We start from the raw sequence: 24,810 nt of genomic DNA on the forward strand, positions 1-24,810 counted from the left end.
GCATCGCAGGGCGTTCCTCCCGATCATCGGCCAGTGCTCGCGGTATCGTCGGCTCCATGAGCGATACCCCTGCCTACCGGGTCGCCCCGGGGGCCGACATCTCGGACGACGCGACCATCGGCGACGGCAGCTCCGTCTGGCATCTTGCCCAGGTGCGCGAGGGCGCCCGGCTCGGGACGGACTGCGTGATCGGCCGCGGTGCCTACATCGGCTCCGGGGTGCAGATGGGCAACGGCTGCAAGGTCCAGAACTATGCGCTGGTGTACGAGCCCGCGAAGCTCGCCGACGGCGTCTTCGTCGGCCCCGCCGCAGTGTTCACCAACGACCACTTCCCGCGAGCGGTCAACCCGGATCTCACCCCGAAGTCCGCCTCCGACTGGGAGCCCGTCGGCGTGACCTGCGAGACCGGCGCCTCGATCGGAGCCCGCGCCGTCTGCGTGGCTCCGGTGACCATCGGTGCCTGGGCGATGGTCGCCGCGGGCGCCACCGTGGTCAAGGACGTCCCCCCGCACGCGCTGGTGGCGGGCGTTCCGGCCCGGCGCCTCGGCTGGGTGGGCCGCTCCGGCGAGAAGCTGATCCCTTCCTCCGACGGGACCGATGCCTGGATATGCCCCACCACGGGCGAGTGGTACATCCACGATGACTCCACCGGCGGGCTGCTGCTCGCCTCCTCACCCTTGGCCGACGCGCCGCGCCCGGCCACCCTCACCGACCCCGATGGACAGGATGGACTCCCCGCATGAACAGCGAACTCACGATGATCCCGCCGGCGAAGCCGATCATCGGCCAGGAGGAGCGGGACGCAGTGGATCGCGTGCTGGCCTCGGGCATGGTGGCGCAGGGACCGGAGGTCGCGGCGTTCGAGCAGGAGTTCTCCGCCGCGCTGGCGGGTGGCCGTGAGGTGGTGGCGGTGAACTCGGGCACCTCGGGTCAGCATCTGGGGATGCTGGCGCTGGGCCTGAAGCCCGGTGATGAGGTGATCGTGCCGTCGTTCACCTTCGCGGCGACGGCGAACACGGTGGCTGTGTCGGGCGGTGTCCCGGTGTTCGTGGATGTGGATCCGGAGACGTTCACGGTGGATCCCGCGGCGATCGAGGCGGCGGTCACGGAGCGGACGGTCGGGATCCAGCCGGTGCACCTGTATGGGCATCCCGCGCCGATGGACCAGATCCTGGCGATCGCGGCGAAGCATGGTCTGTGGGTGTTCGAGGATGCGGCGCAGGCCCATGGCGCGACCTGGCAGGGTGCCCAGGTGGGCACCTTCGGGCAGGGTGGGATGTACTCGCTGTATCCCACGAAGAACATGACCTCGGGGGAGGGTGGGATGGTCTCCTGCGCCACGCCGGAGATCGCGCGTCAGGTGAGGCTGCTGCGCAACCAGGGGATGGAGAAGCAGTACGCGAACGAGGTCGCCGGGTTCAACAACCGGATGACGGATATCCATGCGGCCATCGGGCGGGTCCAGCTGGGCAAGCTCCCGGCGTGGACGGCGACGCGGCAGGAGAACGCACGGTTCTTCGATGCGAATCTGACCGGTGTGGTGACGCCGGTGGTGCGTGAGGGTGCGACGCATGTGTATCACCAGTACACGATCCGGATCGAGGGCGCGACGGCGGCGGAGCGGGATGCCTTCGCGGCTGCTCTGCGGGAGGAGCACAAGGTGGGCTGCGGGGTGTACTACCCGACCCCGGTGCATCGCCTGGAGACGTTCAAGACTGAGGTCGATCTGCCGGTGACGGAGATGTTGGCGGAGGAGGTGCTGTCGTTGCCGGTGCATCCGAGCATCTCGGAGCTGGATCGGGAGCGGATCGTGGCGGCTGTGAACACTGTGGCGAAGGCGGGGGCATGAGCATGCTGGGCAGGAAGAAGACGCTGCGAGCCGGGCTGATCGGGCTGGGGATGATGGGGCGCCATCACGCGCGGAACCTTCGCGCGCTGGAGGGCGTGGAGCTGGTTGCAGCGGCGGATGCCCACGGCGATCCCCATGGTGCGGCTCCTGGGCTGGAGGTGCTCCCGGATGTGGAGGCGCTGATCGCGGCGGGGATCGACTATGCGGTGGTCGCGGTGCCGACGCAGTTCCATCGTGATGTCGCGATCGCGCTGGCGGAGGCCGGGGTGCACACCCTGGTGGAGAAGCCGCTGGCCTTTGACATCGGGGAGGCGGAGGAGATCACCGCCGCGTTCGAGAAGGCTGGCCTGGTCGGGGCGGTGGGGTATATCGAGCGGTACAACCCTGCGCTGCAGGAGATGCGTCGCCGGATCGCCGAGGGCCAGCTGGGGGAGATCTACCAGATCGTCACTCGTCGGCAGGGCGGATTCCCGGCCCGGATCGCGGATGTCGGGGTCGTGAAGGACCTCGCCACGCATGATCTGGATCTGACGGCGTGGGTCGCGCAGTCGCCCTATGCCTCGGTCGCGGCGACGTCGACCCGTCGCTCCGGCCGGGAGGACGAGGACATGGTCTCCGTCGCGGGCCGGTTGGAGGATGGCACGATCACCAATCATCTGGTGAACTGGCTGACGCCGTTCAAGGAGCGGGTCACGGTGGTCACGGGGGAGAAGGGCGCTCTGGTGGGCGACACCCTGAACGCGGATCTCACCTTCCACGCGAATGCTGATGCGGCGACGAACCTGTGGGAGTCGATGGCGTCGTTCCGGGGTGTCAGCGAGGGTGACTCGATCACCTACGCGCTGCAGCGTCACGAGCCGCTCGCGACCGAGCACCGGGCCTTCCGCGACGCGATCAACGGGGACCCCTCGAACATCGTCACCATGCGCGAGGGCCTGCACACCGTCCGCACCGTCGAAGCCGTGCTCGAGAGCGCGGAGAACGGTCGAGTGGTCACACTCAACTGATCCACCCGACGCTCTGACGGCGTTCGCCACCGCTCCGGCGGTGGCGAACGCCGTCAGCTTCCGTGAGAGGTGAACAGGGAGCTGCCCGGCACCCACTCATCATCTAGGAACTGCTCGGCGAATTCCCCCACGGGTGTCATCCCCATTGCGGTCCGCACTGCGACGTCGCGCCGGGACGCGCCGGTGATCAGCGCGTCGAACCCCAAGGGATGATCGACCACCGCCCGCACCGTGCGTACGCGGGAGCGCAGCTGCGGCAGTCCCGTGCTCTTTGCAGCCGCGACCGCAATGCGTCGGGGGAGGGAACGCTCCGTGAAGCGTGGTGCGACTGTGGGTGCAGGCTCACCGCTGACGGACGCGTAGATCTTCTCCGTCATCGCCCGGTACCACTCGCGCGAGGCGATAGCGGCATCGGGCGCCGCTTCGTACACCTCCCACACAGAAAGCTCGTGCATCGGCAACGCCCACTCGAGGCCCGCATGCTCGTAGCCTCGCACCGAGTTCAAGATGTACTTCGCCTGCCGCTCGCGCTGCCAGAACCAGCGCACTGCATCCATCGTGGCGCGACGGTCCCCGTCCAGGTTGACCTCCGTGAAGAAGGCCTGCAGCTCATGGACCACCGAGGGGAGCCTCACAGCGCGCCGTGACCGGGACCGGAGCGCGAAATGCCAAGGACGGAGAGAGTCGACGATCGCTGCCGGGGTCAACACGCGACCATGGCGCAGCGGCTCATCCTTCGCGGAGCTGACCACGGTGTGGCCGGGGATCACGATGCTCCCCGGCGGCAGTGTGCCGTCCGCGGTGAGCGCTCGTATCGCGTACCAGTCCTGGATGTGGGGGAGTGACGCCCCGCCTGACGCCTCCCGCAGGAAGGGCTCGGTGGAGGTGTCGGTCCAGGCGCTTCGCAACTGCTCCGGGGTGTGCGACACCTGACGCCAGGGGAGGCCCAGGCTCTCGGCGATCTTCGCGGAAGCCTGCGCCTCCGCATTCTTGGGGAGGCCGTAGGTGAAGGTGAGCACATTCGGGTAGCCATCCCGGGCGAGCAGCGCCGCCAGCAACCGGGAATCGAGTCCGGCAGACAGCGGAAGTGCGATCACGCGCCCGTCAGCACGCTTGTAGAGGCGGGCCATTGCAGTATCCAGAGCGGTGGAGAATGCCGAGGTGAAGGTGCTAATCTCCTGGTGCTCGGGCTCCCGCAGACCTAGCCGACGCTCAAGCTGTTGGTCCACGGCGCCGGTGCGACGATCAATGCGTACGGAGGTGCCGGACGGGACCTGGAAGACGCCTTGCAGGAGCGAGCGGGCCCCGAGCACGAAGCCGGTGTGAAGGAACTCAGCCGCAGCACCGGCCTCCAGAACCCGGCCGCCGACAGCCTCCGCGACGGTGTAGGCGTCATCACCGACATGCACTTCATCGGCACGGATTGCCCAGAAGATCGGCCAGGAGCGCAGATGATCTGTCATGAGGACGATCTCGTCGTTGGTGATCAACACCGCAGCGAACAGTTCGCCGCTGCGCCGAAGTGCGTCAGGGGAGAGGCTTATAGGGGTCGAGGCTCCAGGGAGTCTGCGCAGGAACTGCCCTCGATCGACTGCGGTCCACTGTGTACTAAGATGCGGGACGACGGTCAGCATGGGCTCCTCGTAGGCGGCGCGCCGGGACGCGAGTCCGCGTGACCCGCGAGTTCATCGTACTCATACCGATCGTGAGGTGGTCCGGAGTTGATGTCGTCCTCCGGGATCCGCGATCGTGTTCAGAAGCTGGTCACGAAGTACCCCACACTGCGCCATGTGCTGGTGCTCCTGACGGGCACTGCCGTGGCGCAGATCGTCGTGATGGGCGTCTCGGTGATCACCGCCCGCCTGTTCACGCCTGAGGCCTTCGGCCAGTTCGCGATCTTCGGCTCGCTGACAGCGATCGCCACCACCGTCGCATCGCTCCGACTGGATATGACGATCATGCTCCCCGAGGACGATGACGAGGCCCGCCGGATCGCACGCATCGCCACGTACAGCAATCTGGTCGTCGCGAGCCTGTTCACTCTCGCAGCTCTGGTCCTGAGGGATCTCATTATCGCCCAGTATGGGGACCCCGCGCTGGCCTCATGGCTGGTGGTGGGCGGGTTCACGGTCTTCTTCGTCGCGCAGGCCACGATGATGCAGTTCTGGTTCAACCGCAAGACCGACTATCGGACGATCTCGTTGAACCGTGTGCAGCAGGCGATCGGTGCCGCCGGCGGACAGCTCGGATTCGGCTTGATCGGGCTGCGCACTCTTCCCGGACTGATCTTCGGCACCCTGATCGGCCAGGCCTACGCCTTCGTCAATCTGCGGCTACGGGCCAGGGATCTCTTCCGACCGATTCCGGAAGGGACCACTAGCGGATTGGACCTGGTCAAGCGCTACAAGAAGATGCCGCTGCTGAACATGCCCAACGCTCTGGTGGATTCGGTGCGAATCAACGGGATCACGCTGCTGATCGGCACCGTAGCGCTGGGCGCGGTGGGCCAGTTCAACCTGGCATGGAGAATCCTCCAGGTGCCCATCGGGCTCATCAACAGCGCCATCTCCCAAGTGTTCTTCCAGAAGTTGGCCCGCGTGCGGCCAGGAGAGATGTTCCCGCTGGTGCGCTTCACCATCATCCGCTCGTTGTTGATCTCCATCGTCCCGTTCGGACTGATCTACCTGGTGGCGCCGTGGATGTTCATCCTTGTCTTCGGTCAGCAGTGGGACATGGCCGGGGACTTCGCCCGGGCGCTCACCCCGTGGCTCGCGATGCAGCTGGTGACCTCCCCGATCTCGACTGTCTTCGTGGTCACCGACAACCAGCAGTGGATGCTCGCCTTCTCGATCGTGTTCTGCGCCGCGCCGTTGTCCCTCCTCTACTTCTCCCCGCTCCAGCTGCTGGACACCGTCTTCTGGCTGGGGCTGCTGATGGCCGGCATGCTGATGATTATGCTGGCGATGTCGCTGCTGGCAGCGCGTGGATACGATCGCAGACGGGCGGCGGGCGCGGCTGAGTCCGAAGGTGGCTCCGACCCCGAGCCGACGGAGCCTGCGGCCTGAGCAAGCAACCGCCGAAGTCCGTACCCGACCGAGCCAAACCTGGAGTTCGTGCATGAGAGTCCTCGTCGTCCCGTCCTGGTATCCGAGCGCGGAGGAGCCGCTGAACGGGTCCTTCTTCCGCGAGCAGGCCGAGATGGTGGCAGGAGCCGGTCATGAGGTAGCGCTCCTGGTGCCGCGGCTGGTCCCGCTCGCCCGCTGGCGCGGACCGGCGGCCACGATCGAGCACGACGGCGAGCTCAAGGTGATCCGCGTGACGATGCCCGCGTTGCCACGACCGCTTCAGCGCTTCGAGCAGCAGCTGATGGGCCGTCTCGCAGAATCGGCGTACCGCTCCGCGGTGCCCGAGCTGCCAGACGTCCTTCACGCGCACTCCGTGATGCCCGGCCTGCTCATCGCCCAGGACCTCGCGGTGCGCTGGGGACGCGGAGTCGTCGTCACCGAGCATCGGCCCTCGAGCCTGAGCGCTGTTCGTTCCCCCACCCGCCAAGCGCACCTCCTCCATGCCCTGGCTGATGCAGCCGTGGTCATGACCGTGAGCGAGCCTTTTGCCGAAGCAATCGCCGAGCACTATGACGTCGCCCGACCGGAGGTGATCCCGTTGCCGGTTCCCGAGAGCTTTTTCAGGTCTTCGTCCAACCGCCGAGATGCCACCGGGCCATATACCTTCCTGCACGTCTCGAATCTCGTGCGGAACAAACGTCCTGAAGAGACGATCGAGGCGTTCGCTCACGCAGTGGCGCACGTCGAGGCGCGGCTGCTCATCGCCGGGGGGACGGCGGAACGCGCCGAGGAGCTGCGAGGTCATGCGGCACGGCTCGGGGTCGAAGACTGCGTGGAGGTGCTTGGACGGGTAGACCGCGACCGGCTCCCGGATCTGATGGCGAGCAGTGACTGTCTTGTGCTCGCCAGCGCGGTCGAGGCCGGTGGGACGGTTCTCGGCGAGGCACGGGCCGCAGGACTCTCAGTGATTGCGACGGCGACCTGGGCGGGACGCGCATGGGTGGACCCAACCAGCGGTGTCGTCGTCCCCACCGACGACTCCGAAGCCCTGAGCGCTGCGATAACGGCCATGGCGCAAGAGGCCCGGGCGGCGGAGCCCGACTTCAGAGACGCCATCCGGAAGATGGCGCTCGGGATCTTCTCGAGCGAGTCTTTCGTGGCGCACCAGGTCGACGCATACCGTCGGGCTGCTGCGGCAGAAGCCCGCCCGCAGATGCTCTTCCACGCTCCATTCCCTATCGACCCTCGACCCAGGGGCGCGAGTCGACTACGGCCCCTGCGCATGCTCGAGGCGTTCCGGGAGGTCGGCTATCGCGTACATCCCGTCGTCGGTGCCCCCCGCCAGCGTGCTGTCGCCTTCCGTGCCGCGCGCCGTCGCCTGCGCTCTGGGCAGCAACTGGAGCTCCTGTATTCGGAGAACTCCACACAGCCGAACCTCCTGGCCACCAGCGTCCATGATGGCCTCGCACCGCTGCTGGACGCCAGGATCCTGTGTTGGGCACGTCGGCGCAATGTCCCCGCCGGAGAGTTCTACCGTGATGTGTACTGGCGTTTCTCGACTTCCTTGCGCAACGTCCGCACCCCGCGCGCGGCGGTGATGAACCTTCTATATCGCCTTGACCTCGCCGTACTCCGGCTGGCCCGCGTGCACCTCTTCCTCCCATCCGAGCGGATGGCGCCGATCGTCCCGATCTCGGATACGTCGAGCAGCGCGCTGCCTCCGGGAGCCACGGTCGTCGACTCCTCGACGCCGGACGGCCTGCACCTGCTGTACGTCGGAGGACTCGGAGCCGAGTACGGGCTCGATGCGTGTCTCGAGGCTGTTGCGGAGACTGAGGAAACTACTCTCACCATGTGCGTTCCCCCGGCGGATTGGGCCAAGAACCGTTCTCGCTATGAGGCGTACCTCGGCTCGCGAATCCGTGTCGTGCACGGCTCGGGAGCTGAGCTGGAACCGCTTTATGATGCCGCATCTGCATGCGTACTCTTCGTCGAGCCAGGGGAGTACCGTACCTTTGCCGCGCCCGTGAAGTTCTTTGAGTACGTGGGTCACGGCAAGCCCGTGCTGTTGAGCCGTGGTACCTATGCCGGGGAGCTCGGCGAACGGCTCGGGGTGGGGCCCGTCGTCGACTATTCCGCTGACGCCCTGCGGGCGGAGCTGATCGAACTCCAGGCGGATCCCGAGCGCCTGCGGGGTTACGCAGAGGCCGCTCGACGCTCACGACATGCGCTGACCTGGAGGGCACGGGCTGAGCAAGCGGCTATGCGACTCAGCGGACGGATTCCCTGACCGAGATCACCAGCCGGTCTCGCGATATCCGGAGAGCACCTCGGACAGAGCTGCCTGCGGTGAATGATGCTCCTCCACCCAGGAGGCCGTGAGTCGCAGCGCAGGATCGTTGAGCTCCTCGATGACGAGGTCGACGACATCCGCAGGACCTCCTGTCATCCCCAGGTCAACGCCTCCCATCACCGGTGGAGTCACGAGCGAGGAGTGGCTTCCGTCGTACCATCCGGGGTTCAGAGGAGCCACCAGTGGGACATCCGCTGCCAGAGCGTCGAGCTCTGAGGCGCTGAGGATGCCGGCGAACTGGCCGACGCAGAGCCGAGCCCCGGCAACTGCAGCCCGGAACTCTCTATGGGGCATCTTCGGTACCAGGCGCACGCCAGCGGCCGAGGCTTCCTGAGCGAGAGGTCCCCAATCTAGGCCTACGAGCACTGGTGAGGACGCATCCGAGAGAGCACGTGACAACGCCCGTGCTACCTCGATCTGCCGCTGACCGCCTTTGACCTCCTCCCACCTTGAGGGGAAGAAGATGTAGTCACGGGAACCGATCATCTCGGAAATTTTTGTCGGCCGCACCTGTGTGAATTCGAGGGGGACCGGTACCGGCACAGGCACCAGACGGGCGTCATCCCGGAGCGGCGACACGTGTTCCCGCAGATCGGGGGTGGAGTAGAAGACCGTCTGAGCGCGGCGGACAGTCTCACGCACTAGATCGCGATGTTGGTCTAGATACTGGTTGGTGCGGATGTCCGTCCCGTGAAGGTGCAGAGCGAATCGGCGTCCGAAGGCCCACCCGGCATGGCGCTGGGCCAGGACGCTGTGCACATGGACCCGCTGCGACTGGGCGCGTGCGACGGCCAGCTGGGATTCCCAGCGCAGGCCGCGGAGGGCCTTCGCCGCGATCGCTGCTGGACCGCTGCCGGGCGGAGCGATCGCGAGGGCAAGGACACGCCAGTGTCGCCCGGTCTCGTCGGCGGCACGGCTCAGGAGCGTCGCGGTAAATGCCGGATCGCTGAGATGCAGGACGCTGGAATAGTCGGGATCGGACATCGTGGGACCTCCACTCCATCTCGCGGCCTGGTGTGCGGTGGCGGTGGCCACGCCCAGGGTAACGGGGTAGCAACAGTAGATGCGGTGTGGGAGATCCTGTGCGGGGAAGAACGGCGCACCGCATAGTCTGACTCCTGGATATAGCTCGATTCTAGGTCACCGTCCTTCGGTGCCCCGACCATGGGAGGGCAGTGCATGGAGCATCTTCAGGCTTGGATGAGCACCGCCCCGCTCCTAGTGGCACTGCTTGCGCTCCTCTACCTGCCCGGGATGCTCATCCTCCGGCTCGCCGATGTTCGGTGGAACCTCTCGCTGGGGTTCGCGCCAGCCATTACTTGCGGGTTGATTGGGGTAGGAGGCATTGTCCTTGACCTCCTGCACGTTGCCTGGGGTATCTGGTCTTTCCTCGCCGTGATCGGTGCCTCCGCGCTCCTCGTCGTGGCGTACCGGATGGTCCTGCATAGGTCCGGTCAGGAGGGCCGTGCCCTCGGTGGCGTGGTGCCGGGTTCGTCGTGGACGGTGCGTCGACGACTGGTGGTTGCAGCCGCAGTCGCGATCGCGGTGCTCTTCCACTGGGTTCCGGTGCTGTTGCTCGTGGACCCGTACTTCCCTAGTTCGCTCACCGATCCGATGTTCCACTACAACGGCATCAACGCCGTGATGAACACTGGGAATGCCTCGATGTTCGGGGGAATGAACTGGAACCACGGGCTGCGTGTCCTAGACGTTACGTATCCCGCTGTATGGCACGCACTGGCATCGCTCGTCGCCGCGCCCGGAGCGGTCGTCGAGGTAGCCCATGTCCTCAGCTATCTCGTCACCCCGGTGATCTTTCTCATCGGGATGGCCAGCCTCGGCGCAGAGGTCTTCCCGCGACGTCGCCTGATGATCGTATTGACCCCGTTGGTCGCTGCCGGTTTCGTGGCCTTCCCGGACTTTATGGCTGTGGGCAAGGGCTTCTGGCCCAATGCGCTCGCCCTCGCACTCTTCCCCGGTGTGTTGGCGATGGGTGCCGCAGCGGTCTTCGATCTGGCGCGGGGAGGCCTGTCACGGAACTGGGTGCGCTACGTGGGGAGCGTCCTCGTCCTGCTCGCTGGAACGGCGGGGATGGTGCTCTCCCACTCCACCTTTATCTTCACCCCGCTGTGGGTCTGCGCCCCCGGGGTTGTCGTGCTGACCGTCCGACTGGTGCGCAGGCTGTGGCGGGTTTGGCCGCGATGGCGTGTCGTGGTGGTGGCGCTACTCTCGACCGCGATCGTCACGATCGTGCTCGTGGGTGTCCTCTCCCATCCCCAGGTTCAGGCGTCGCTCTCACGGCCCGTGATCGGGGAGTGGAGTGGCTTTCTCGCCCGACTGACCAGTACCTTGGTGCTCTGGCCGACGACACCGAACCCCTTCGTGCTCACTCTTCTAGCACTGTTCTATGGGAGTGTCACACTGCTGGGGATTGCGGCAGCTACCCGCACACGCCGCTCCCGGTGGGTGCTCGCGGCCTGGGGGATGCAGACGCTTCTGGTCCTCGGGGTGTACTTCCCGATCCCGTTCCTCTCAAATCTGTCGGGGATCTGGTATTCCGACGTCTACCGCCTGTTCGCGATCCAGGTCGTCTTCCTCGCGCTGCTCCTCCCGATGGCGCTGTCGATGCTGTGGGAGGGACCGGAGGCTGAGAACGGGGACGATGAGGCCGTCGTCACGTGGCCCGGGCGGCTACGTCCGTTGCAACGACTCGGAGGCAGACTCCCCGTGCGTGCGGCTGTCGCGGTGTTCCTCGTCGCGCATCTGGGCCTGGGGGCGTTCCTGTCATGGCAGGCGGCATATTCTCCCGCAGCACCGTCGGTTGGCGAACGGGCGATCATCGGCTCGGAGGCAGAGCTGGAATTGCTGGAAAGCCTTGATGGGCTGGTTCCCGAGGGAGCGGTGGTGCTCGGTGACTCGCTCACCGGAATCGGCTACGCGCCCGCCCTCAGCGATGTGGACTCGGTCTTCACCCAAGTCTCCATCCGCTCTTTGGACGAAGACGGGGTCTATCTCGCCCAGCACTTCGCAGACATCCAATCAGATCCTCAAGTCTGCGACGTCCTGCGGCACTACGGGATCATGTATTACTACGAGGATGACCCGGTGCGCTACGAAGGGGACCTGCGGGATTCCACGTTACCCGGACTTTACGATGTCGACACGTCCGCAGGATTCACCGAGGTCGCCTCGGTCGGAGACGCGACGCTCTGGCGAATCGATGCGTGTGGAGAGATCGACTCTCGGGAGAACTGGTGGACCGAGAGGTGGCGCGGTACTACCGTAACCGGCACGACCGACGAAGACGGAGAAGCGCCGACGTAGACGGACGACTCGACGCCGCACGGCGGCTGAGCCGCGAGCTCTGGGAACTGACGGTTCCCGCGATAGTGCCGGGTGTGCGGTCAGGCCGTGAGGAGAGCACCGAGGATGTCGCGGGCTACCTGCGCGTCGGATTCGAAGGAGAGTTCGTGAGCGGCATGGTCCGCATGCTGCTTCCAGGTGCGGATCTCTTCCGACGTGACGTCGCGCAGCGAAGCGGTGATGGTTTCCGGACGGAAGTCGTCGGCCACCACTCCCAGTGCATGACGCTCGGTGAGATCAGCCATCTCCGGCGACGGGCCCACGGCGATGCCGAGCCGGGCCTGCACGTAGTCGAAGTACTTATTGGGAAGCGTGAGGCGACCGTTCGTGTGGACGGGCGGGAGCCAGAAAACCCCGAGATCGTAGGAGTTTAGCGTGTCGGGCAGCGCCATCGGAGGAACCGGATCCAGGAATCGGACGCGGCCATCCACCGGTGCACGCTCGGTGAGGCTGCGGAGGTACTTCCCTCCGTCGTTGGCCGGAACCAGATAGAGGTCCAGGGAGAAGCGCTCCGGCAGAGCACTGACGACGTCGATGGTGAGTTCGAGGTTTCGGCCCTGGACGGCAGCGCCCGAATGCACCAAGCGCACTACATCGTCTGTGACGTCACCTACAGGAAGGTCGCGGTAGGGAGAGGAGTTTCGCATCGTGCGAGCTTCGACGCCATAGCGCGAGAGGTAGAGCTCACCGATTCTGTCGCCGACCGTGGTGATGGCTGCACAGCGTGGCAGATAGGTGCGGCAGAGGTGGTCCATGAGCGGGGCAACCAGCAACCGCCAGGACAGGATGTGTGTCCGCTCCTCGGGTGCCCATTCGTGCATGTCCGCCCAGATAGGGGCGCCGTCCGCCACGCGGTCCGCGAGCGCGAGAATGCGCGCCTCATTTGCGACGACCACGTCGAAGCGACGGCCTGACAGTGCCTGCAGCACCCACCGCGAGGCGGGGGCGTCGAGCTCCGCGGCGCGTAGCCGACGTAAGCCGAGCTTCGCGATGCCGAGCGGAGTCTGGGGGAGCGTGCTCAGTCCGTCGGGCACTTGCAGATGCTCGTCGGCACCCTCGGGCTTTGGTCCGTAACCGACAGTGGTCACGTTTCCGAACTCGGCGACCACCGAGAGCTGGCGAAGCACCCGCGCATCGCGGTGGATGGGGGAGAGGCTGATCACGAGGAGAGACGGTCGAGGCACGGGGTTCAGTATAGGAGCACATGCCAGGGAACATGCGGCTAGGCAGGGCGGCGGGGATTCGCACAGGTTCCGCGCTGGGGAGCCATCGGAGTCCGTACACTGCGGGAGTCGCGATTGATCGCTGGAGGAGAAGGCCCGTATGAAGATCCTGTCCGTCGTGGGCGCACGCCCGCAGTTCGTCAAGCTCGCCGCGGTCGCGGATGCCGCCGCGCAGCGGGACGACGTCGAGCACGTCATCGTCCACACCGGACAGCACTACGACGCCGCGATGAGCGATGTCTTCTTCGCGGACCTGCGGATCCCCGCGCCGGATGTGAACCTCGCCGTCGGTTCCGGTTCCCACGGTCGCCAGACCGGCGCGATGCTGAGCGGGATGGACGAGGTCCTCGAGGAGCACCAGCCCGACTGGACCCTCGTCTACGGCGACACCAACTCCACCCTCGCCGGGACCCTCTCCGCCGTGAAGATGCACATCAAGGTCGCCCATCTCGAAGCCGGGCTGCGGTCCTTCAACCGCCGCATGCCCGAGGAGCACAACCGCGTGCTCACCGACCACGCCGCAGACCTCCTCCTCGCCCCCACCGAGGTCGCCCGTCAGCACCTCGCCGCCGAGGGCCTCGCCGAGCGGACCCTGGTCACCGGCGACGTGATGACCGATGTGTGCCTGCGGGTCGCCGCCTCCGTCAAGGGCGCTCCGGTCGCCCTGCCCGAGGGGATCGACCCCACCGGCGAGTACGCCGTCGCGACCATCCACCGCGCCGACAACACCGACGACCCCGAGAAGCTCCGCGCGATCATCAAGGCATTGCAGGCGCTCGAGATCCCGCTGGCGCTGTTCGCCCACCCCCGTCTGGTCGCCAAGGCTAAGGACGCCGGGATCCAGCTGGCCGGCGGTGCGGTCCACGTCGGCGAGCCCGTTGCCTATCCCGACCTCATCAACGCCGTCCAGCATGCACGCGCCGTGGTCACCGATTCCGGGGGCCTGCAGAAGGAGGCGTATCTGCTGGGCACCCCCGGTTCGACGATCCGCACCGAGACCGAGTGGGTCGAGACCCTCGAGAACGACTGGAACCGCCTCATCCTCGATCCTGCCGACCTCACCGCCTCCGTGATGCGCTCCCGCCCCACCGCGGACCGTCCCGCCCACTACGGCGACGGCAACGCGGCCCTCCGCGGTATCGATGCCTTGCGCGATCACGCCTGAGACTGGTGCCGAACAGCAATCTGGTCGGTGCTACCGTGAATCGGTCCCGAAGCTATGAGGAAGATGGAGGGTCACTGCGTGGCGAAGCACTCCCGTCGGAAGCGAGGCACGTTCGTCGTCGCCACCCGGCTGTTCGCCCCTGAACCGACTCCCGCGGCATCCCGCAACGAGGCGCTGGTGCGGGCGATGGAGCGCGCAGGGCACACCGTGCGCGTGATGACCACCACCGCGCCAGGGCTCAAGCAGATCCCTGACCGGGTCTCCGAGGTCTCCCGCTGGCCCGTCAAGCGGGACCGCCAGGGGCATGTCAAGGGGTACGTCTCCTACCTGAGCTTCGATATCCCGCTGTTCTTCCGTCTGCTGGCCCAGCGTGACCTCGCCGGCGTCGTCTCCGAGCCGCCTCCCACCACGGGACTGGCCGTGATGGCCGCAGCCGCGCTGCGACGGGTGCCCTATGCGTACTACGCCGCCGATGTGTGGGCGGATGCGACCGGCACCGTCGAGGGTGTCCCGTGGATCGTGCGGAAGGCGGTCCGCGTCATGGAGAAGCTGGTCTGGCGCCGCGCGAGCGTGCTGCTGGCCACCTCGCAGGGCGTCCACGATCGGATCATCGAGCTGATCGGGCCGCGGGCTTCGGTGGCAGTCGTCGGCAACGGCATCAACATCGACGACTTCACGCCGGAGGGGCCGAGCGCGGAGGAGCCCGGTCCGTACTTCGTGTACACCGGGACCGTGTCCGAGTGGCACGGCGCAGGGATCTTCCTGGACGCGTACGAGCGAGTGCGGGCTGATCATCCTGGCCTGCGGATGCTGTTCTTCTCCGAGGGTGCGCACCGGGACGAGCTCGAGCAGCGGGCCCGGGACCGAGGGCTCGACGGGGTCGAGTTCCGTCGTCGCCTGCCCGCCCAGGAGATCTCCGCCTATATCCGAGGCTCCGTCGCCTCCCTGAGCTCGGTCACCCCGGGCCAGGGCTACGACTTCGCGGTCGCCACCAAGATGTTCGCTGCCACGGCCTGCGGGATCCCGGTGATCCAGTCCGGTGACGGCTACGGCAACCGCCTGGTCGAGGAGAACGGCCTGGGCTGGTCGACCCCCTACGACGCGGAGTCGGTCGCCGCGGCGATGCGGGCCGCGCTCTCGGGCGAGGACCGCCCGGATCCCGCACTGCTGCGTCGCTGGACCGAGCAGGACGCAAGCCTCGACGCGAGCGGGGACCGCGCGGTCACGGCGCTCGCGCCGCTCTTCTGACCGACTGGTCTTCCGAACGACTGGCCTTCCGAACGACTGGTTTTCCGAACGACTGGCCTTCCGAACGACTGGTCTTCCGAACGACTGGTTTTCCGAACGACTGGTCTTCTAGACGACTAGTCGGCCGCGCAGTCGATCTCGATCATGATCGAGTGGTCGGTGCGGCCGATCACCGTCCCCAGCGCCGGGCTCGCCTGGTCCAGGCGGGTGAACCTGCCGCCCACGTTGTACGGTCGCTGATCTGCGTACACGTAGCCGATGTTCGCGTCTTCGAGCCGCGCACAGGCGGCTGGATCCTCGGGAGCGGCGAGCACATCGTCCATCCGCTGCTCATCCGTCGAACTGGGGCGCATCCCCGCCGCGGGAAAACGCACGGTCTGGCCTGTCATCCCGTAGAGGTGAGCGCCGCCGGAGAAGGGACTGGCCAGCAGCACCTTGTCGGTGTCCATCATGGCCCCGACCTCCTGGAGCATCGCGTACTCCTCGGCGTCGAAGTAGCGGGCTCTCCCGGTCATATCCAGATCCAGGTTCCGCCCGGCGTACTCCAGGCGCGGCCCGATGGTCGAGGCGGCCAGCAGCACGCAGGCGGCCAGGCCCAGGATCCTCAGGAACTGCTGGGCAGGTCGTTCGATCCTGCGCACTTGACGGTCGAGGTGGGCCAGCCCCGGGACCACCAGCAGGCACACCACCAGGGTGAACAGCATCGAGATGCGGTCCTGACCGCTGTACCAGAGCGCCGAGAGGCGCAGCGAGGAGTCGATCGCGGCGTCCATGTACAGCACCAGCGGCACCAGCAGCACCACCGGCAGCACCGCGCTGCCTCGCCGCAGATGTGCCCAGACCCCCAGGTAACCGAGCAGCCACAGCAGCGGCCCGGTCGCCATCGCCCACACCGTCAGCAGTCCGGAAGACATCTCGCCCACCGCGCGGAGGGGGGAGATCACCAGCCCCCCGACGAAGTCGCCGGCGACCCCGGAGGCGGGGAGCACGGCGATCACGAGGACCGGGAGCAGCCCGAGCAGGACCACCACAGCGCTGAAGCGTGCGAGGCGCGGGCGTCGACGGCGCTGCTCGACGGCTCCGGCCAGGGCCGCAGCAGTGATCAGCAGGCACAGCGCGATGAAGACGTTCGGATGCATCAGGCCCAGTCCCACAGCGCCCAGGACGACCGCGACCACGAGCGGGAGCACCGTCTCTCCGTGGTGCCCGGAGAGACGGAAGCGCAGGGCGCGGAACCCGGCGACGGTCACCCCGAGCACGCCCGGCAGGAAGGCGGAGGCGACGAGGTTGGGGATGGCCGCGAGATGGATCCATTCGCTCAGCGGCACCGCGGGGGCGATCGCGGCGGCCGTGCCCGCAGCCAGCGGTCCCCAGCTCAGTCGTGGCCACAGCATACGGGTCAGGAACATGATGCCGTAGACCCAGGGCACCAGGGCGAGCATCAGGGTCGCGGCGTTCAGGACGATGGGCGTCGGGGCGAGCGGCACCAGTGCCGCGATGTCATGGAACGCCGCGGGGTAGACCCCGCCTGAGCCGTCGGTCGTCGAGAGTGAGGCGAACCTCAGGGTCGAGCCGTAGCCGGTCTCCCGGATCCATTGCAGCGCGCTGAGATGGAACAGCGCATCCCATCTCTGCAGCGGCTGCCCCGGTGAGCCGAAGGAGGCCAGGATCGGGACCACGGCGAGAGCCGTCGCAGCGGCCAGGACCAGCAGAGAGACAGGCCCTCGAACCAGCAGCGGACGGGAGGTGCCCGCCGGTGCGGTGTGCAGGTCCGACCCCTGGCCGTGACGGGCTCGTGCAGAGCGCAGCCATCGTTCGATGGCGAGCCGCAGTCCCCAGAGCACGAGGCCGGCGAGCACCGTCATCAGGAGCGCGGACACCAGATTCCACGGCATCCCGATCAATGCGACGACGATCGCGCCGCTGCCGAAGACGCAGGCGGTCACCGCTGGTGCGACGGCTGCGGCGGCGCGCCACGCGATGCCGAGCGCGCGAGCGAGGACGACGCCCGGCAGGTAGGCGAGAACCAGGGCGAAGGCGGCCGCCCAGGAGAACCAGAGCAGATCGATCATGCGCGAAGGGGGAGGACCCCGGTGACCGAGAAGCCACGACGAATGGAGAGCACGGGCTTCCTCCTGGAGTAGGACTCGGGGCGCGGACCTGGAGGCCCCACCACTGGGCAGTGGTGGGACGAAGCCAGCGTATCTGCCGGGCGGAGGATCAGAAGATCCGCCTCAACAGCGGAGTCCGCTGACCGATCAGCGCGATGACGGTCGAGAGCAGCACGGTGAGCGTCCAGGTGAGAGCCATCGGGCCGACATCGTAGACATCGAGCACCGGGAACACCTCGCGCAGCACGACGAGCACCGCGAAGTGCACCAGGAAGATGCCGAAGGTCGCGTTCCCGAGGGTGCGGAGCCTCCGCTCGGTGCGTTCGGAGACCCGCCAGCCAGCGCACAGGCTGGAGACGGACGCCATCAGCACGACGGAGTAGGCGACGACGGGCAGCGACCCGTAGACGGGGGCGAGGACCGCGACCCACGTCGGGGCAGCTCCTCGACTGGCGACGAACAGCCAGGTGATCAGGGCGATGAAGCCAGGGACCGTCACCAGGCCGAGGGCCCCCGCCCAGCGGGGGATCGGTTTTACCAGGACTGCGCGGCCGAGCACGAAGTACCCGGTGTACAGCAGGAAGAACGTGAGGCTGCCGGCGGCGACCGGGACCATCGAGATCGACCCGCGTCCTCCCGCCTGCCCGGCGACCGTCACCAGGACGGTCCAGCTCGCTGCGAACAGCCCCACGATCCAGCTTCGCCGACCCTCATCGTCCGCGAGGAACGACGCCAGCAACGGGGTGATGAGGTACAGGCCTGCGATCGCGAAGAGGAAGTACAGGTGCGTGTACGTCTCGCCCGTGATGATCAGGTCGACCAGCTCCGCGAAGGAGCCGACCGGGCTCCCCGACACCAGCCCGCGGATCACCACCAGGTAGAAGGCCGACCAGACGACCAGCGCCGGGACGACGCGTGTCATCCGGCGGCGCAGGAACTCTGCGGGGCCGTGGCGATGTGCTCGAGGGTCGAGGCTCAGCGCCCCGGACATCATGAAGAAGATCGGCACGGCGCACTTGAACGCCATGTCGAGCGCGACGATCCCGAGGCCCGCCTCACCGGCCCCGACCCCTCCGCCGACGACATGGATCACCACGACGCCGAGGACGGCGAGGATCCGGGTGACGTCGAGAAAAGGCAGGTAGGTGCGCTCTTCTCCGTTCATTCCGAGCGGGGGGTGCGGAGCTCGCGCTCGCGGTACTGCCAGGGCTGCTCAGCCTCGTCCAGCGCGAGCCGGCGCGCCAGGTGCGTGGTGCGCTTCTCCGCGGCCTTGGTGCGGGCCTCCTGCAGAGCGAGGAAGCCCAGCAGCACCAGCACCGTCGCATAGAGGAGCAGGTCAGCGCCGCGGCCCACCCCGACGATATTCGCGACCCGGCTGAGCGCTCCCGGGAACAGCACTGTCACCACGGCGAATGCGGCGAAGGCGAGGATCAGCAGGCGGCGCACCGCGAGCTGCTTGGCGCCACGCTTGATGAACAGCCAGGCGACGATCGCCACGATGCCCAGCACCAGGAGGAGCTGGATGATGAAGGTCCGGCTGCCCACCCCGAGGCCGGGGCCGAGGGCCAGGATCATGTCGGTGGCATCCATCGGCTCAGGCCTGGTCGGTCCGCTGGTGGGTGGAGGCGGAGCCGTCGCCGAGGACGAGGCGGGGGGTGCCCTGCCAGTTCTCGGCGGTGGTGATGTTGCGGCCGTCCACGATCAGCTTGATCCCGGGCACGTCCGCTGCGGTGAGGTCCTTGTACTCGGCGTGGTTGGTCTGGACGATCACCAGATCCGCGGCGTCGCCGAGGTGGTACGGCGCCCAGCCGAAGCCCTCGATCTCGGTGTCGTCGTAGTAGGTGTCGTGGACCGCGACCTCGGCGCCATGCTCACGCAGCGCCTCGACCACGGGGAACACACCGGAGAACGCGGTCTCCTTCACCCCGGTGCGGTACGACGCGCCGAGCACCACGGCCTTCATCCCCGTGAGCGAGCCGAGCAGGTTCGCGGCCCGCTCCACGAGCTTCGCCGGGACCGATGCGTTCAGCGTGCGGGCGGTGCGGACCGTCTCCGCCAGCGGATCGGTCGACAGGTACAGCCGCGGATAGACCGGGATGCAGTGCCCGCCCACGGCGATGCCGGGCTGGTGGATGTGGGAGTAGGGCTGTGAGTTCGACGCCTCGATGACCTTGTAGACATCGATGCCGTTGTCCTGCGCGAACAGCGCGAACTCGTTGGCGAGCCCGATGTTCACATCCCGGTAGGTGGTCTCGGCGAGCTTCGCCAGCTCGCTGGCCTCGGGGGAGCCGAGGTCCCACACGCCGTTGGGCTTGTTCAGGTCGGGGCGCTCATCGAACTGGAGCGCGGACTCGTAGAACTCGCGGGCCCGCTGCGTGCCGGCCTCGCTGATCGCGCCGATCAGCTTGGGGTACTTGCGCAGGTCCTCGAACACGCGCCCGGTCAGGACCCGCTCGGGGGAGAACACGGCGAAGAAGTCCACAGACTCCTTCAGCCCGGAGATCTCCTCGATCATCGGCACGAAGCGGGTGCGCAGCGTGCCGACCGGCAGGGTCGTCTCGTAGGAGACGAGGGTGTCGGGGGTGAGGTGCTCGGCCAGGGACCGCGTCGCGGCATCCATCCACGCGAAGTCGGGCTCCCAGGTGGTGTCGTTCACGAACAGCGGCACCACGATCACGACCGCATCCGCGCCAGGGATCGCCTCGGCGTAGTCGGTGGTGGCCCTCAGCTTCCCGGCCGGAACCAGCTCGGAGAGCTTCTCCTGCAGATGCGCCTCACCCGGGAACGGCTCGGTCGCGGCATTGATCAGCTCGACCTGGCGCGGGTTCACATCGACCCCGACCACCTCGTGGCCGGAATCGGCGAACTGCACCGCGAGCGGCAGCCCGATCTTGCCCAGAGCGACAACAGCTGTCTTCATGTCGATTCCTCCTCGTGGGGCACCTCTCGGATGCCACGTGCGCGTCGATGACCACCAGGGGCAGTCCACCGTGACAGGGTATCCTCAACGGCCGTTCGGGATCCTGCATCCCGTGCCGCCGAATCGTCGGTGTTCTCACGTCCGTCCGGCACCCCAGAAGGAGAGCACTTGAGCACGTCCGATCCCGCACCCGAGGTGCCCGCCACCTCAGAGTCGCCCGGTGCTGACAGCACCTGGTTCGTGGTCCCCCTGTTCAACGAGGGCCAGGTCGTCGCGGACGTCCTGCGTGACCTGCGCACCCGCTACCCGCTCGTGGTGTGCGTGGATGACGGCAGCCATGACGACTCCGGCAGGATCGCCGAAGAGGCCGGTGCGGTGGTCGTCCGCCACCCGTACAACATGGGGCAGGGCGCCGCACTCAAGACGGGCATCGACTACGCGCTGCGTGACCCGAACATGCGGCAGATCGTGACCTTCGACTCGGACGGTCAGCATCAGGTCGACGACGCCGCCGCGATGATCGCCCAGCGCGAGGCCGAGGGTGTGGACATCGTGCTCGGCTCCCGCTTCCTGGACTCCCGCACCAAGCCCGGGCTGCTCAAGCGCGTCGTGCTGCGCGGCGCCATCTGGTACACGAATTTCACCACCGGCGTGAAGCTCACTGATGCGCACAACGGGCTGCGGGTGCTGGGACGCGAGGTCTGCGAGAAGATGGCCATCGAGCAGAACCGGATGGCGCATGCCTCCGAGATCGTCGAGGAGATCGGGCGCCACAAGTTCACCGTGGCCGAGCACCCGGTGCACATCCTCTACACCGACTACTCCCGCTCGAAGGGCCAGTCGGTCCTGAACTCGGTGAACATCGTCATCGACATGCTGTTCCGCTGAGTCTGCCCCAGCGGCACCGACTGCGGTTGCCGCACCAGCGGGGCAGGGGCGCAGGGGCTGCCGTGCCGCCTACTTCGTGGGGGCAGGTTCCGCGGAGCCGTCCGCCACCGAGGCGAAGAAGGCGGCGACGTCGTCCTCATCGGTGAGCAGCGCGACCCCGGAATGCTTCGTCTGGTACTCGGGGTCCTCGATCGGGATGCTGAGCGTCCCTCCCGAGTTCATGGCGCTGCGGGCGGTCAGGGCCATCCGTCCCACATCGATGATCCCGGTGCCCTCGCTCGTGGTCAGCGCCCCCGAACCGGCTCCGGCCAGCCGCAGCTGCTTGATCGGGTTCAGCAGCACCGACGGTGAGGTGACGCGATCCATCAGAGCTCCCACGAACTGCTGCTGACGCTGCTGGCGTCCGATGTCCGCGGTGGGATCGAAGTAACGGGCGCGCACGAAGGCCAGTGCCTGCTCACCGCCGACGTCGTGGCAGCCCTCGGTCATGACCAGGCCGGATCGCCTGTCGTCGACGTCCTGGTCGATGCACAGGTTCACGTGACCCACCGCATCCACCACCTGCGCGACGCCGTCGAAGCCGACCTCGACGTAGTGGTCCACCGTGAGCCCGGTGAACTGCTCGACGGTCTCGACCAGCAGCGGAGCCCCGCCGAAGGCGTAAGCCGCATTGAGCTTGTAGCCGCCCTTGCCGGGGATGTCGACCAGGGTGTCTCGAGGCAACGAGATCAGGTAGCTGTTCCCGCCCGGAGCCTTATGCAGGAGCATGATCGTGTCGGTGCGGGCACCTTCGGTGCCGTCGGAGTCGACGGTCTCCCCACCGCGGCTGTCGGAGCCCGCGATGAGATAGGTGGTCCCCGGAGTGTTCGCCGCCTCGGACAGCGCATCGACATGCTCGATCCGGCTCTGCGTCCACAGCAGCAGCCCGGCGCCCCAGCCCAGCACCACCACGAGCACCAGGACCAGCAGCGTGGCCCCCAGGCGCACCGGTCGGGGAGCGTGGCGGCTGCGGGAGGTGCGGGGGAGCGGAGTACCGCCGGGCGGCGTGGCGGCCGGTCCGGGTGCCTCCGCGTCGTGTCGTCCATGGTCATGCCGACCGTCGCCGGTGGCATCGCGCCGCGGCCCCTGCGGAGGAACGCCGGCGCGCGCCGCGGGGACGCTGTAGCCGGGACCCGGCTCGCCGGCTTCGGTGCGGGGCAGCGGACGGGTGGGCGTCGGGCTGTCAGCGGCTGGGGAGGCCGGGCGGCGTCCCTGTCTCGGGACCGGGCGGGCGCTGCCACCGGTTCTCGCGCGGTGCCCCCTGGGACGTCGAGGCCCTCCGGGCCGTGGGGAGCGTGGCGGTGGCTGATCGCTCACAGCTGTCTCCTTCCGGCCAGAGCCGTGCATTCGGGGCATCGGGCGCATGCGGGACCCGGCGGGTGGTGGCCCTCGGTGCATGCGGCGTTCGTCAGGGTAGCCGCACCGGTGCATCCCGCGCCGCAGCGGCACGATCGCGCAGGGATGTTCCCAGGAACCTCCCGAGAACCTTCACACCACGGCCATCGAGGAGGTGGGAACGGCCGCCCGGTGCTCCGTACACTGGTGACGCGCCGCCGAGGCGGCACGAACCAGCAGCAGGAGGCGCAGTGACACATTCCGCACCCGCAGGCGACCGGACGCCTCGGCAGAGCACCGCACACCCCGACGCGCTCTCTGCGCGTGTGGTCGCGGTCGTGGTGACCTACAACCGCGAGACGCTGCTGCAGGAGTGCCTTGATGCACTCGCGGACCAGGACCGCCGTCCCGATGCGGTGATCATCATCGACAACGCCTCGACCGATGCGAGCGGCACCGTCGCGGACGAGCATCCCCTGAACGCGGATGTCGTCCATCTGCGCCGCAACGTCGGTGGGGCGGGAGGCTTCGCGGCAGGAATCGCCCGCGCCCTGGTGCGTCATGACGCGGACTGGGTGTGGGTGATGGATGACGACACGGTTCCGCGTCCGAGCGCGCTGCGCGAGCTGCTGCGCTCCCTCGAGGCATCCCCGGTGCGGCTGAGCGTGCTCAGCTCGCGGGCTGTCTGGACCGACGGGCGCGACCACCCCATGAACACCCAGCGCAGCCGGCTGGGGGCGAGCGCGCAGGAGAAGCGCGATGCCGCCCGCGCCGGAGGGCGCCCGATCCGCACCGCGAGCTACGTCTCGGCGCTGCTGAACGGTCAGGACGTGCGCCGTCTCGGTCTGCCCTACGCGGACTACTTCATCTGGTCCGACGATTTCGAGCACACCGGGCGCCTGCTGCGACACGGCCGGGGGCTCCAGGTCCCCGGCTCCGTCGTCGAGCACCGCACCGCTCGGTTCAGCAATGCCCAGACCGGCCCCGGTTCTCGTTTCTACTATGACGTGCGCAATCGGCTCTGGGCCCTGCTGCGCACCAGCTCCTTCACGCCGCTCGAGAAGGTCATCCACGGAGGCGCCACCGCCCTGGGCTGGCTCCGGCTCCTGCTGCGCCACCGCGGCGACCTGCTCGGCGTGGGGCTGCGTGGCCTGCTCTCCGCTCTGCGCCGGGGGCCGCGGCCCTCCACGACGGTCCTCCAGGCCGATGGTGACGCTGCGGCGGACATCCGTGCGATCGAGAGGGCGGCCGGTCGGTGAGCCATCCGGACCACCCTCCCGCCACGGGACACCCTTCCCCGTTCGCGGTGCTGATGCCGCTGTGGGGGCGTGACCTCCCAGATCGCGTCGAGCTCGCCCTCACCTCGGCGACCATCGCCCAGCAGCGTCGCCCTGAACTGCTGATCCTCACCGTGGACGGACCGCTGCCGGCAGCGCTCGAAGCACTGGTGCAGCGGGTCGGCGCCGGGGAGTTCGGTCCCGCCCAGGTGCTCCGGCACGATGTGCACCGTGGCGTCGCCGCAGCGCTCCAGGACGGGCTCGAGGCCAGCCCCTATGAGCTGGTCGCGCGCGCTGATGCGGATGACCTGTGCCGGCCGGAGCGGTTCGCTCTCCAGATCCCGTGCATGCAGGAGCAGGGCCTCGACCTGCTCGGCGGAGCGATGCGGGAATTCAGCGACCGGGTCGACCCCGGCCAGGGCCCGTTGCGCACGAGGCCGCTCGAGCACGAGGAGATCGTCCGCTATCTGCCGCACCACAGCCCCTTCCATCATCCGACGGTGGTGATGCGGCGTTCCGTGGCGCTTGCCGTCGGCGGCTACCGCGACCTCCCTCTGCTCGAGGACTACTGGCTGTGGGAGCGGATGATGCTCGGCGGTGCTCGGATGGGGAACCGTCCCGAGGTGCTGGTCGACTATCGCGTCGACGAGGAGCTGTTTGCTCGGCGCGGGGGCTGGAAGCTGTTCTCGAGCGATCTGCAGCTGCAGCGCCGGATGCTGATGGACAGGGTGATCGGACCGGCACAGTTCGCCCGCAACCTCACCCTGCGGGGGCTCTATCGCTTCGCCCCGGGATGGGCCCGTCGTATCGGATACCGTCGCTTCGTCGAGCAGGGCGTCCAGGCGACGCCCTCCTCGATGTCGGTCACACCATGAGGGAGGCCACACACCCCGGCGCGCCGGGGTCCGGTCTCCTCCCACCGGTCCAGCTCCGATACTGTGAGCGGGTCTCCGGCGGACCCCTCCGC

At 67.8% G+C, this 24,810-nt stretch carries 19 protein-coding genes; 11 read left to right on the forward strand and 8 right to left on the reverse strand.

Annotated features, from left to right (window positions below; all coding sequences use genetic code 11):
* The first annotated feature begins 56 nt into the window (after positions 1–56).
* The 3 genes from ACT3UF_RS16135 to ACT3UF_RS16145 are packed head-to-tail and all read left to right on the forward strand — an operon-like array spanning position 57 to position 2,856.
* Entirely contained in the window at positions 57–743 is a 687-nt protein-coding gene (locus tag ACT3UF_RS16135; protein ID WP_441443318.1) for an acyltransferase, read from the forward strand.
* Complete coding sequence (locus tag ACT3UF_RS16140; RefSeq protein ID WP_441443317.1) at positions 740–1,849, forward strand: DegT/DnrJ/EryC1/StrS family aminotransferase; 1,110 nt, start codon at positions 740–742, stop codon at positions 1,847–1,849. Before ACT3UF_RS16135 ends, ACT3UF_RS16140 begins: the two co-directional genes overlap by 4 nt.
* On the forward strand, positions 1,846–2,856 hold the full coding sequence (locus ACT3UF_RS16145; protein WP_444502291.1) for a Gfo/Idh/MocA family protein: 1,011 nt from the start codon (positions 1,846–1,848) through the stop codon (positions 2,854–2,856). The genes ACT3UF_RS16140 and ACT3UF_RS16145 overlap by 4 nt, the downstream gene beginning before the upstream one ends.
* A gap of 53 nt (positions 2,857–2,909) precedes the next feature.
* Here ACT3UF_RS16145 and ACT3UF_RS16150 read toward each other — a convergent pair whose 3' ends face one another.
* Entirely contained in the window at positions 2,910–4,346 is a 1,437-nt protein-coding gene (locus tag ACT3UF_RS16150; RefSeq protein ID WP_444608432.1) for an asparagine synthase-related protein, read from the reverse strand.
* A gap of 234 nt (positions 4,347–4,580) precedes the next feature.
* Between ACT3UF_RS16150 and ACT3UF_RS16155 the strand changes: the two genes are divergently transcribed.
* Complete coding sequence (locus ACT3UF_RS16155) at positions 4,581–5,921, forward strand: lipopolysaccharide biosynthesis protein (RefSeq protein ID WP_444502293.1); 1,341 nt, start codon at positions 4,581–4,583, stop codon at positions 5,919–5,921.
* A gap of 52 nt (positions 5,922–5,973) precedes the next feature.
* On the forward strand, positions 5,974–8,211 hold the full coding sequence (locus ACT3UF_RS16160; RefSeq protein WP_444502294.1) for a glycosyltransferase: 2,238 nt from the start codon (positions 5,974–5,976) through the stop codon (positions 8,209–8,211).
* A 6-nt stretch (positions 8,212–8,217) separates the two neighbouring features.
* On the opposite strand, the gene ACT3UF_RS16165 is transcribed toward ACT3UF_RS16160, so the two are convergent.
* Positions 8,218–9,258, reverse strand: a complete 1,041-nt coding sequence (locus tag ACT3UF_RS16165) for a hypothetical protein (RefSeq protein ID WP_444502295.1) — start codon at positions 9,256–9,258, stop codon at positions 8,218–8,220.
* 216 nt (positions 9,259–9,474) lie between these two features.
* On the opposite strand from ACT3UF_RS16165, the gene ACT3UF_RS16170 reads away from it, so the two are divergent.
* The gene (locus tag ACT3UF_RS16170) at positions 9,475–11,598 is read left to right on the forward strand and encodes a DUF6541 family protein (RefSeq protein WP_444502296.1); all 2,124 of its coding nucleotides are present in this window, start codon (positions 9,475–9,477) and stop codon (positions 11,596–11,598) included.
* Between the two features lie 80 nt (positions 11,599–11,678).
* Here the strand turns inward: ACT3UF_RS16170 and ACT3UF_RS16175 are convergent, their stop codons facing one another.
* Complete coding sequence (locus tag ACT3UF_RS16175; RefSeq protein ID WP_444608433.1) at positions 11,679–12,746, reverse strand: hypothetical protein; 1,068 nt, start codon at positions 12,744–12,746, stop codon at positions 11,679–11,681.
* A 214-nt stretch (positions 12,747–12,960) separates the two neighbouring features.
* Here ACT3UF_RS16175 and wecB point away from each other — a divergent pair, with 214 nt between their 5' ends.
* Both wecB and ACT3UF_RS16185 read left to right on the forward strand, forming a co-directional pair.
* Positions 12,961–14,025, forward strand: a complete 1,065-nt coding sequence (gene wecB / locus ACT3UF_RS16180; protein ID WP_444502298.1) for a non-hydrolyzing UDP-N-acetylglucosamine 2-epimerase — start codon at positions 12,961–12,963, stop codon at positions 14,023–14,025.
* Between the two features lie 78 nt (positions 14,026–14,103).
* Complete coding sequence (locus ACT3UF_RS16185) at positions 14,104–15,273, forward strand: glycosyltransferase family 4 protein (protein ID WP_444502299.1); 1,170 nt, start codon at positions 14,104–14,106, stop codon at positions 15,271–15,273.
* A gap of 116 nt (positions 15,274–15,389) precedes the next feature.
* Here ACT3UF_RS16185 and ACT3UF_RS16190 read toward each other — a convergent pair whose 3' ends face one another.
* The 4 genes from ACT3UF_RS16190 to ACT3UF_RS16205 all read right to left on the reverse strand — a co-directional run bounded on the left by ACT3UF_RS16190 (position 15,390) and on the right by ACT3UF_RS16205 (position 20,304).
* On the reverse strand, positions 15,390–17,345 hold the full coding sequence (locus ACT3UF_RS16190) for a DUF6541 family protein (protein ID WP_441443308.1): 1,956 nt from the start codon (positions 17,343–17,345) through the stop codon (positions 15,390–15,392).
* Between the two features lie 148 nt (positions 17,346–17,493).
* Positions 17,494–18,549, reverse strand: a complete 1,056-nt coding sequence (locus tag ACT3UF_RS16195) for an acyltransferase (protein ID WP_441443307.1) — start codon at positions 18,547–18,549, stop codon at positions 17,494–17,496.
* Positions 18,546–18,974 (reverse strand): DUF2304 domain-containing protein, encoded by a 429-nt coding sequence (locus ACT3UF_RS16200; protein WP_441443306.1) that lies wholly within the window; start codon positions 18,972–18,974, stop codon positions 18,546–18,548. The genes ACT3UF_RS16195 and ACT3UF_RS16200 overlap by 4 nt, the downstream gene beginning before the upstream one ends.
* A 4-nt stretch (positions 18,975–18,978) precedes the next feature.
* The gene (locus tag ACT3UF_RS16205) at positions 18,979–20,304 is read right to left on the reverse strand and encodes a nucleotide sugar dehydrogenase (protein WP_441443305.1); all 1,326 of its coding nucleotides are present in this window, start codon (positions 20,302–20,304) and stop codon (positions 18,979–18,981) included.
* 168 nt (positions 20,305–20,472) lie between these two features.
* On the opposite strand from ACT3UF_RS16205, the gene ACT3UF_RS16210 reads away from it, so the two are divergent.
* Positions 20,473–21,192 (forward strand): glycosyltransferase family 2 protein, encoded by a 720-nt coding sequence (locus ACT3UF_RS16210; RefSeq protein WP_444502300.1) that lies wholly within the window; start codon positions 20,473–20,475, stop codon positions 21,190–21,192.
* A gap of 69 nt (positions 21,193–21,261) precedes the next feature.
* On the opposite strand, the gene ACT3UF_RS16215 is transcribed toward ACT3UF_RS16210, so the two are convergent.
* Positions 21,262–22,179, reverse strand: coding sequence for an LCP family protein (locus ACT3UF_RS16215; RefSeq protein WP_444502301.1), 918 nt, complete (start codon positions 22,177–22,179; stop codon positions 21,262–21,264).
* Between the two features lie 638 nt (positions 22,180–22,817).
* On the opposite strand from ACT3UF_RS16215, the gene ACT3UF_RS16220 reads away from it, so the two are divergent.
* Entirely contained in the window at positions 22,818–23,825 is a 1,008-nt protein-coding gene (locus ACT3UF_RS16220) for a glycosyltransferase (RefSeq protein WP_441443302.1), read from the forward strand.
* A complete protein-coding gene (locus ACT3UF_RS16225; protein ID WP_444502302.1) occupies positions 23,822–24,718 on the forward strand; it encodes a glycosyltransferase in 897 nt (298 codons plus the stop codon). The genes ACT3UF_RS16220 and ACT3UF_RS16225 overlap by 4 nt, the downstream gene beginning before the upstream one ends.
* Positions 24,719–24,810: the final 92 nt, after the last annotated feature.

The organism is Brachybacterium sp. AOP24-D1-21 (assembly GCF_052378665.1).
In the GTDB taxonomy this organism is placed as follows: Bacteria; Actinomycetota; Actinomycetes; order Actinomycetales; family Dermabacteraceae; genus Brachybacterium.

What these genes read in the sequence shown, in the direction of transcription:
- ACT3UF_RS16135 (WP_441443318.1), top strand. Translation starts at nt 57, where the DNA reads ATGAGCGATACCCCTGCCTACCGGGTCGCCCCGGGGGCCGACATCTCG.
- ACT3UF_RS16140 (WP_441443317.1), top strand. Translation starts at nt 740, where the DNA reads ATGAACAGCGAACTCACGATGATCCCGCCGGCGAAGCCGATCATCGGC.
- ACT3UF_RS16145 (WP_444502291.1), top strand. Translation starts at nt 1,846, where the DNA reads ATGAGCATGCTGGGCAGGAAGAAGACGCTGCGAGCCGGGCTGATCGGG.
- ACT3UF_RS16155 (WP_444502293.1), top strand. Translation starts at nt 4,581, where the DNA reads ATGTCGTCCTCCGGGATCCGCGATCGTGTTCAGAAGCTGGTCACGAAG.
- ACT3UF_RS16160 (WP_444502294.1), top strand. Translation starts at nt 5,974, where the DNA reads ATGAGAGTCCTCGTCGTCCCGTCCTGGTATCCGAGCGCGGAGGAGCCG.
- ACT3UF_RS16165 (WP_444502295.1), bottom strand. Translation starts at nt 9,258, where the DNA reads ATGTCCGATCCCGACTATTCCAGCGTCCTGCATCTCAGCGATCCGGCA.
- ACT3UF_RS16170 (WP_444502296.1), top strand. Translation starts at nt 9,475, where the DNA reads ATGAGCACCGCCCCGCTCCTAGTGGCACTGCTTGCGCTCCTCTACCTG.
- wecB (WP_444502298.1), top strand. Translation starts at nt 12,961, where the DNA reads ATGAAGATCCTGTCCGTCGTGGGCGCACGCCCGCAGTTCGTCAAGCTC.
- ACT3UF_RS16190 (WP_441443308.1), bottom strand. Translation starts at nt 17,345, where the DNA reads ATGATCGATCTGCTCTGGTTCTCCTGGGCGGCCGCCTTCGCCCTGGTT.
- ACT3UF_RS16195 (WP_441443307.1), bottom strand. Translation starts at nt 18,549, where the DNA reads ATGAACGGAGAAGAGCGCACCTACCTGCCTTTTCTCGACGTCACCCGG.
- ACT3UF_RS16200 (WP_441443306.1), bottom strand. Translation starts at nt 18,974, where the DNA reads ATGGATGCCACCGACATGATCCTGGCCCTCGGCCCCGGCCTCGGGGTG.
- ACT3UF_RS16205 (WP_441443305.1), bottom strand. Translation starts at nt 20,304, where the DNA reads ATGAAGACAGCTGTTGTCGCTCTGGGCAAGATCGGGCTGCCGCTCGCG.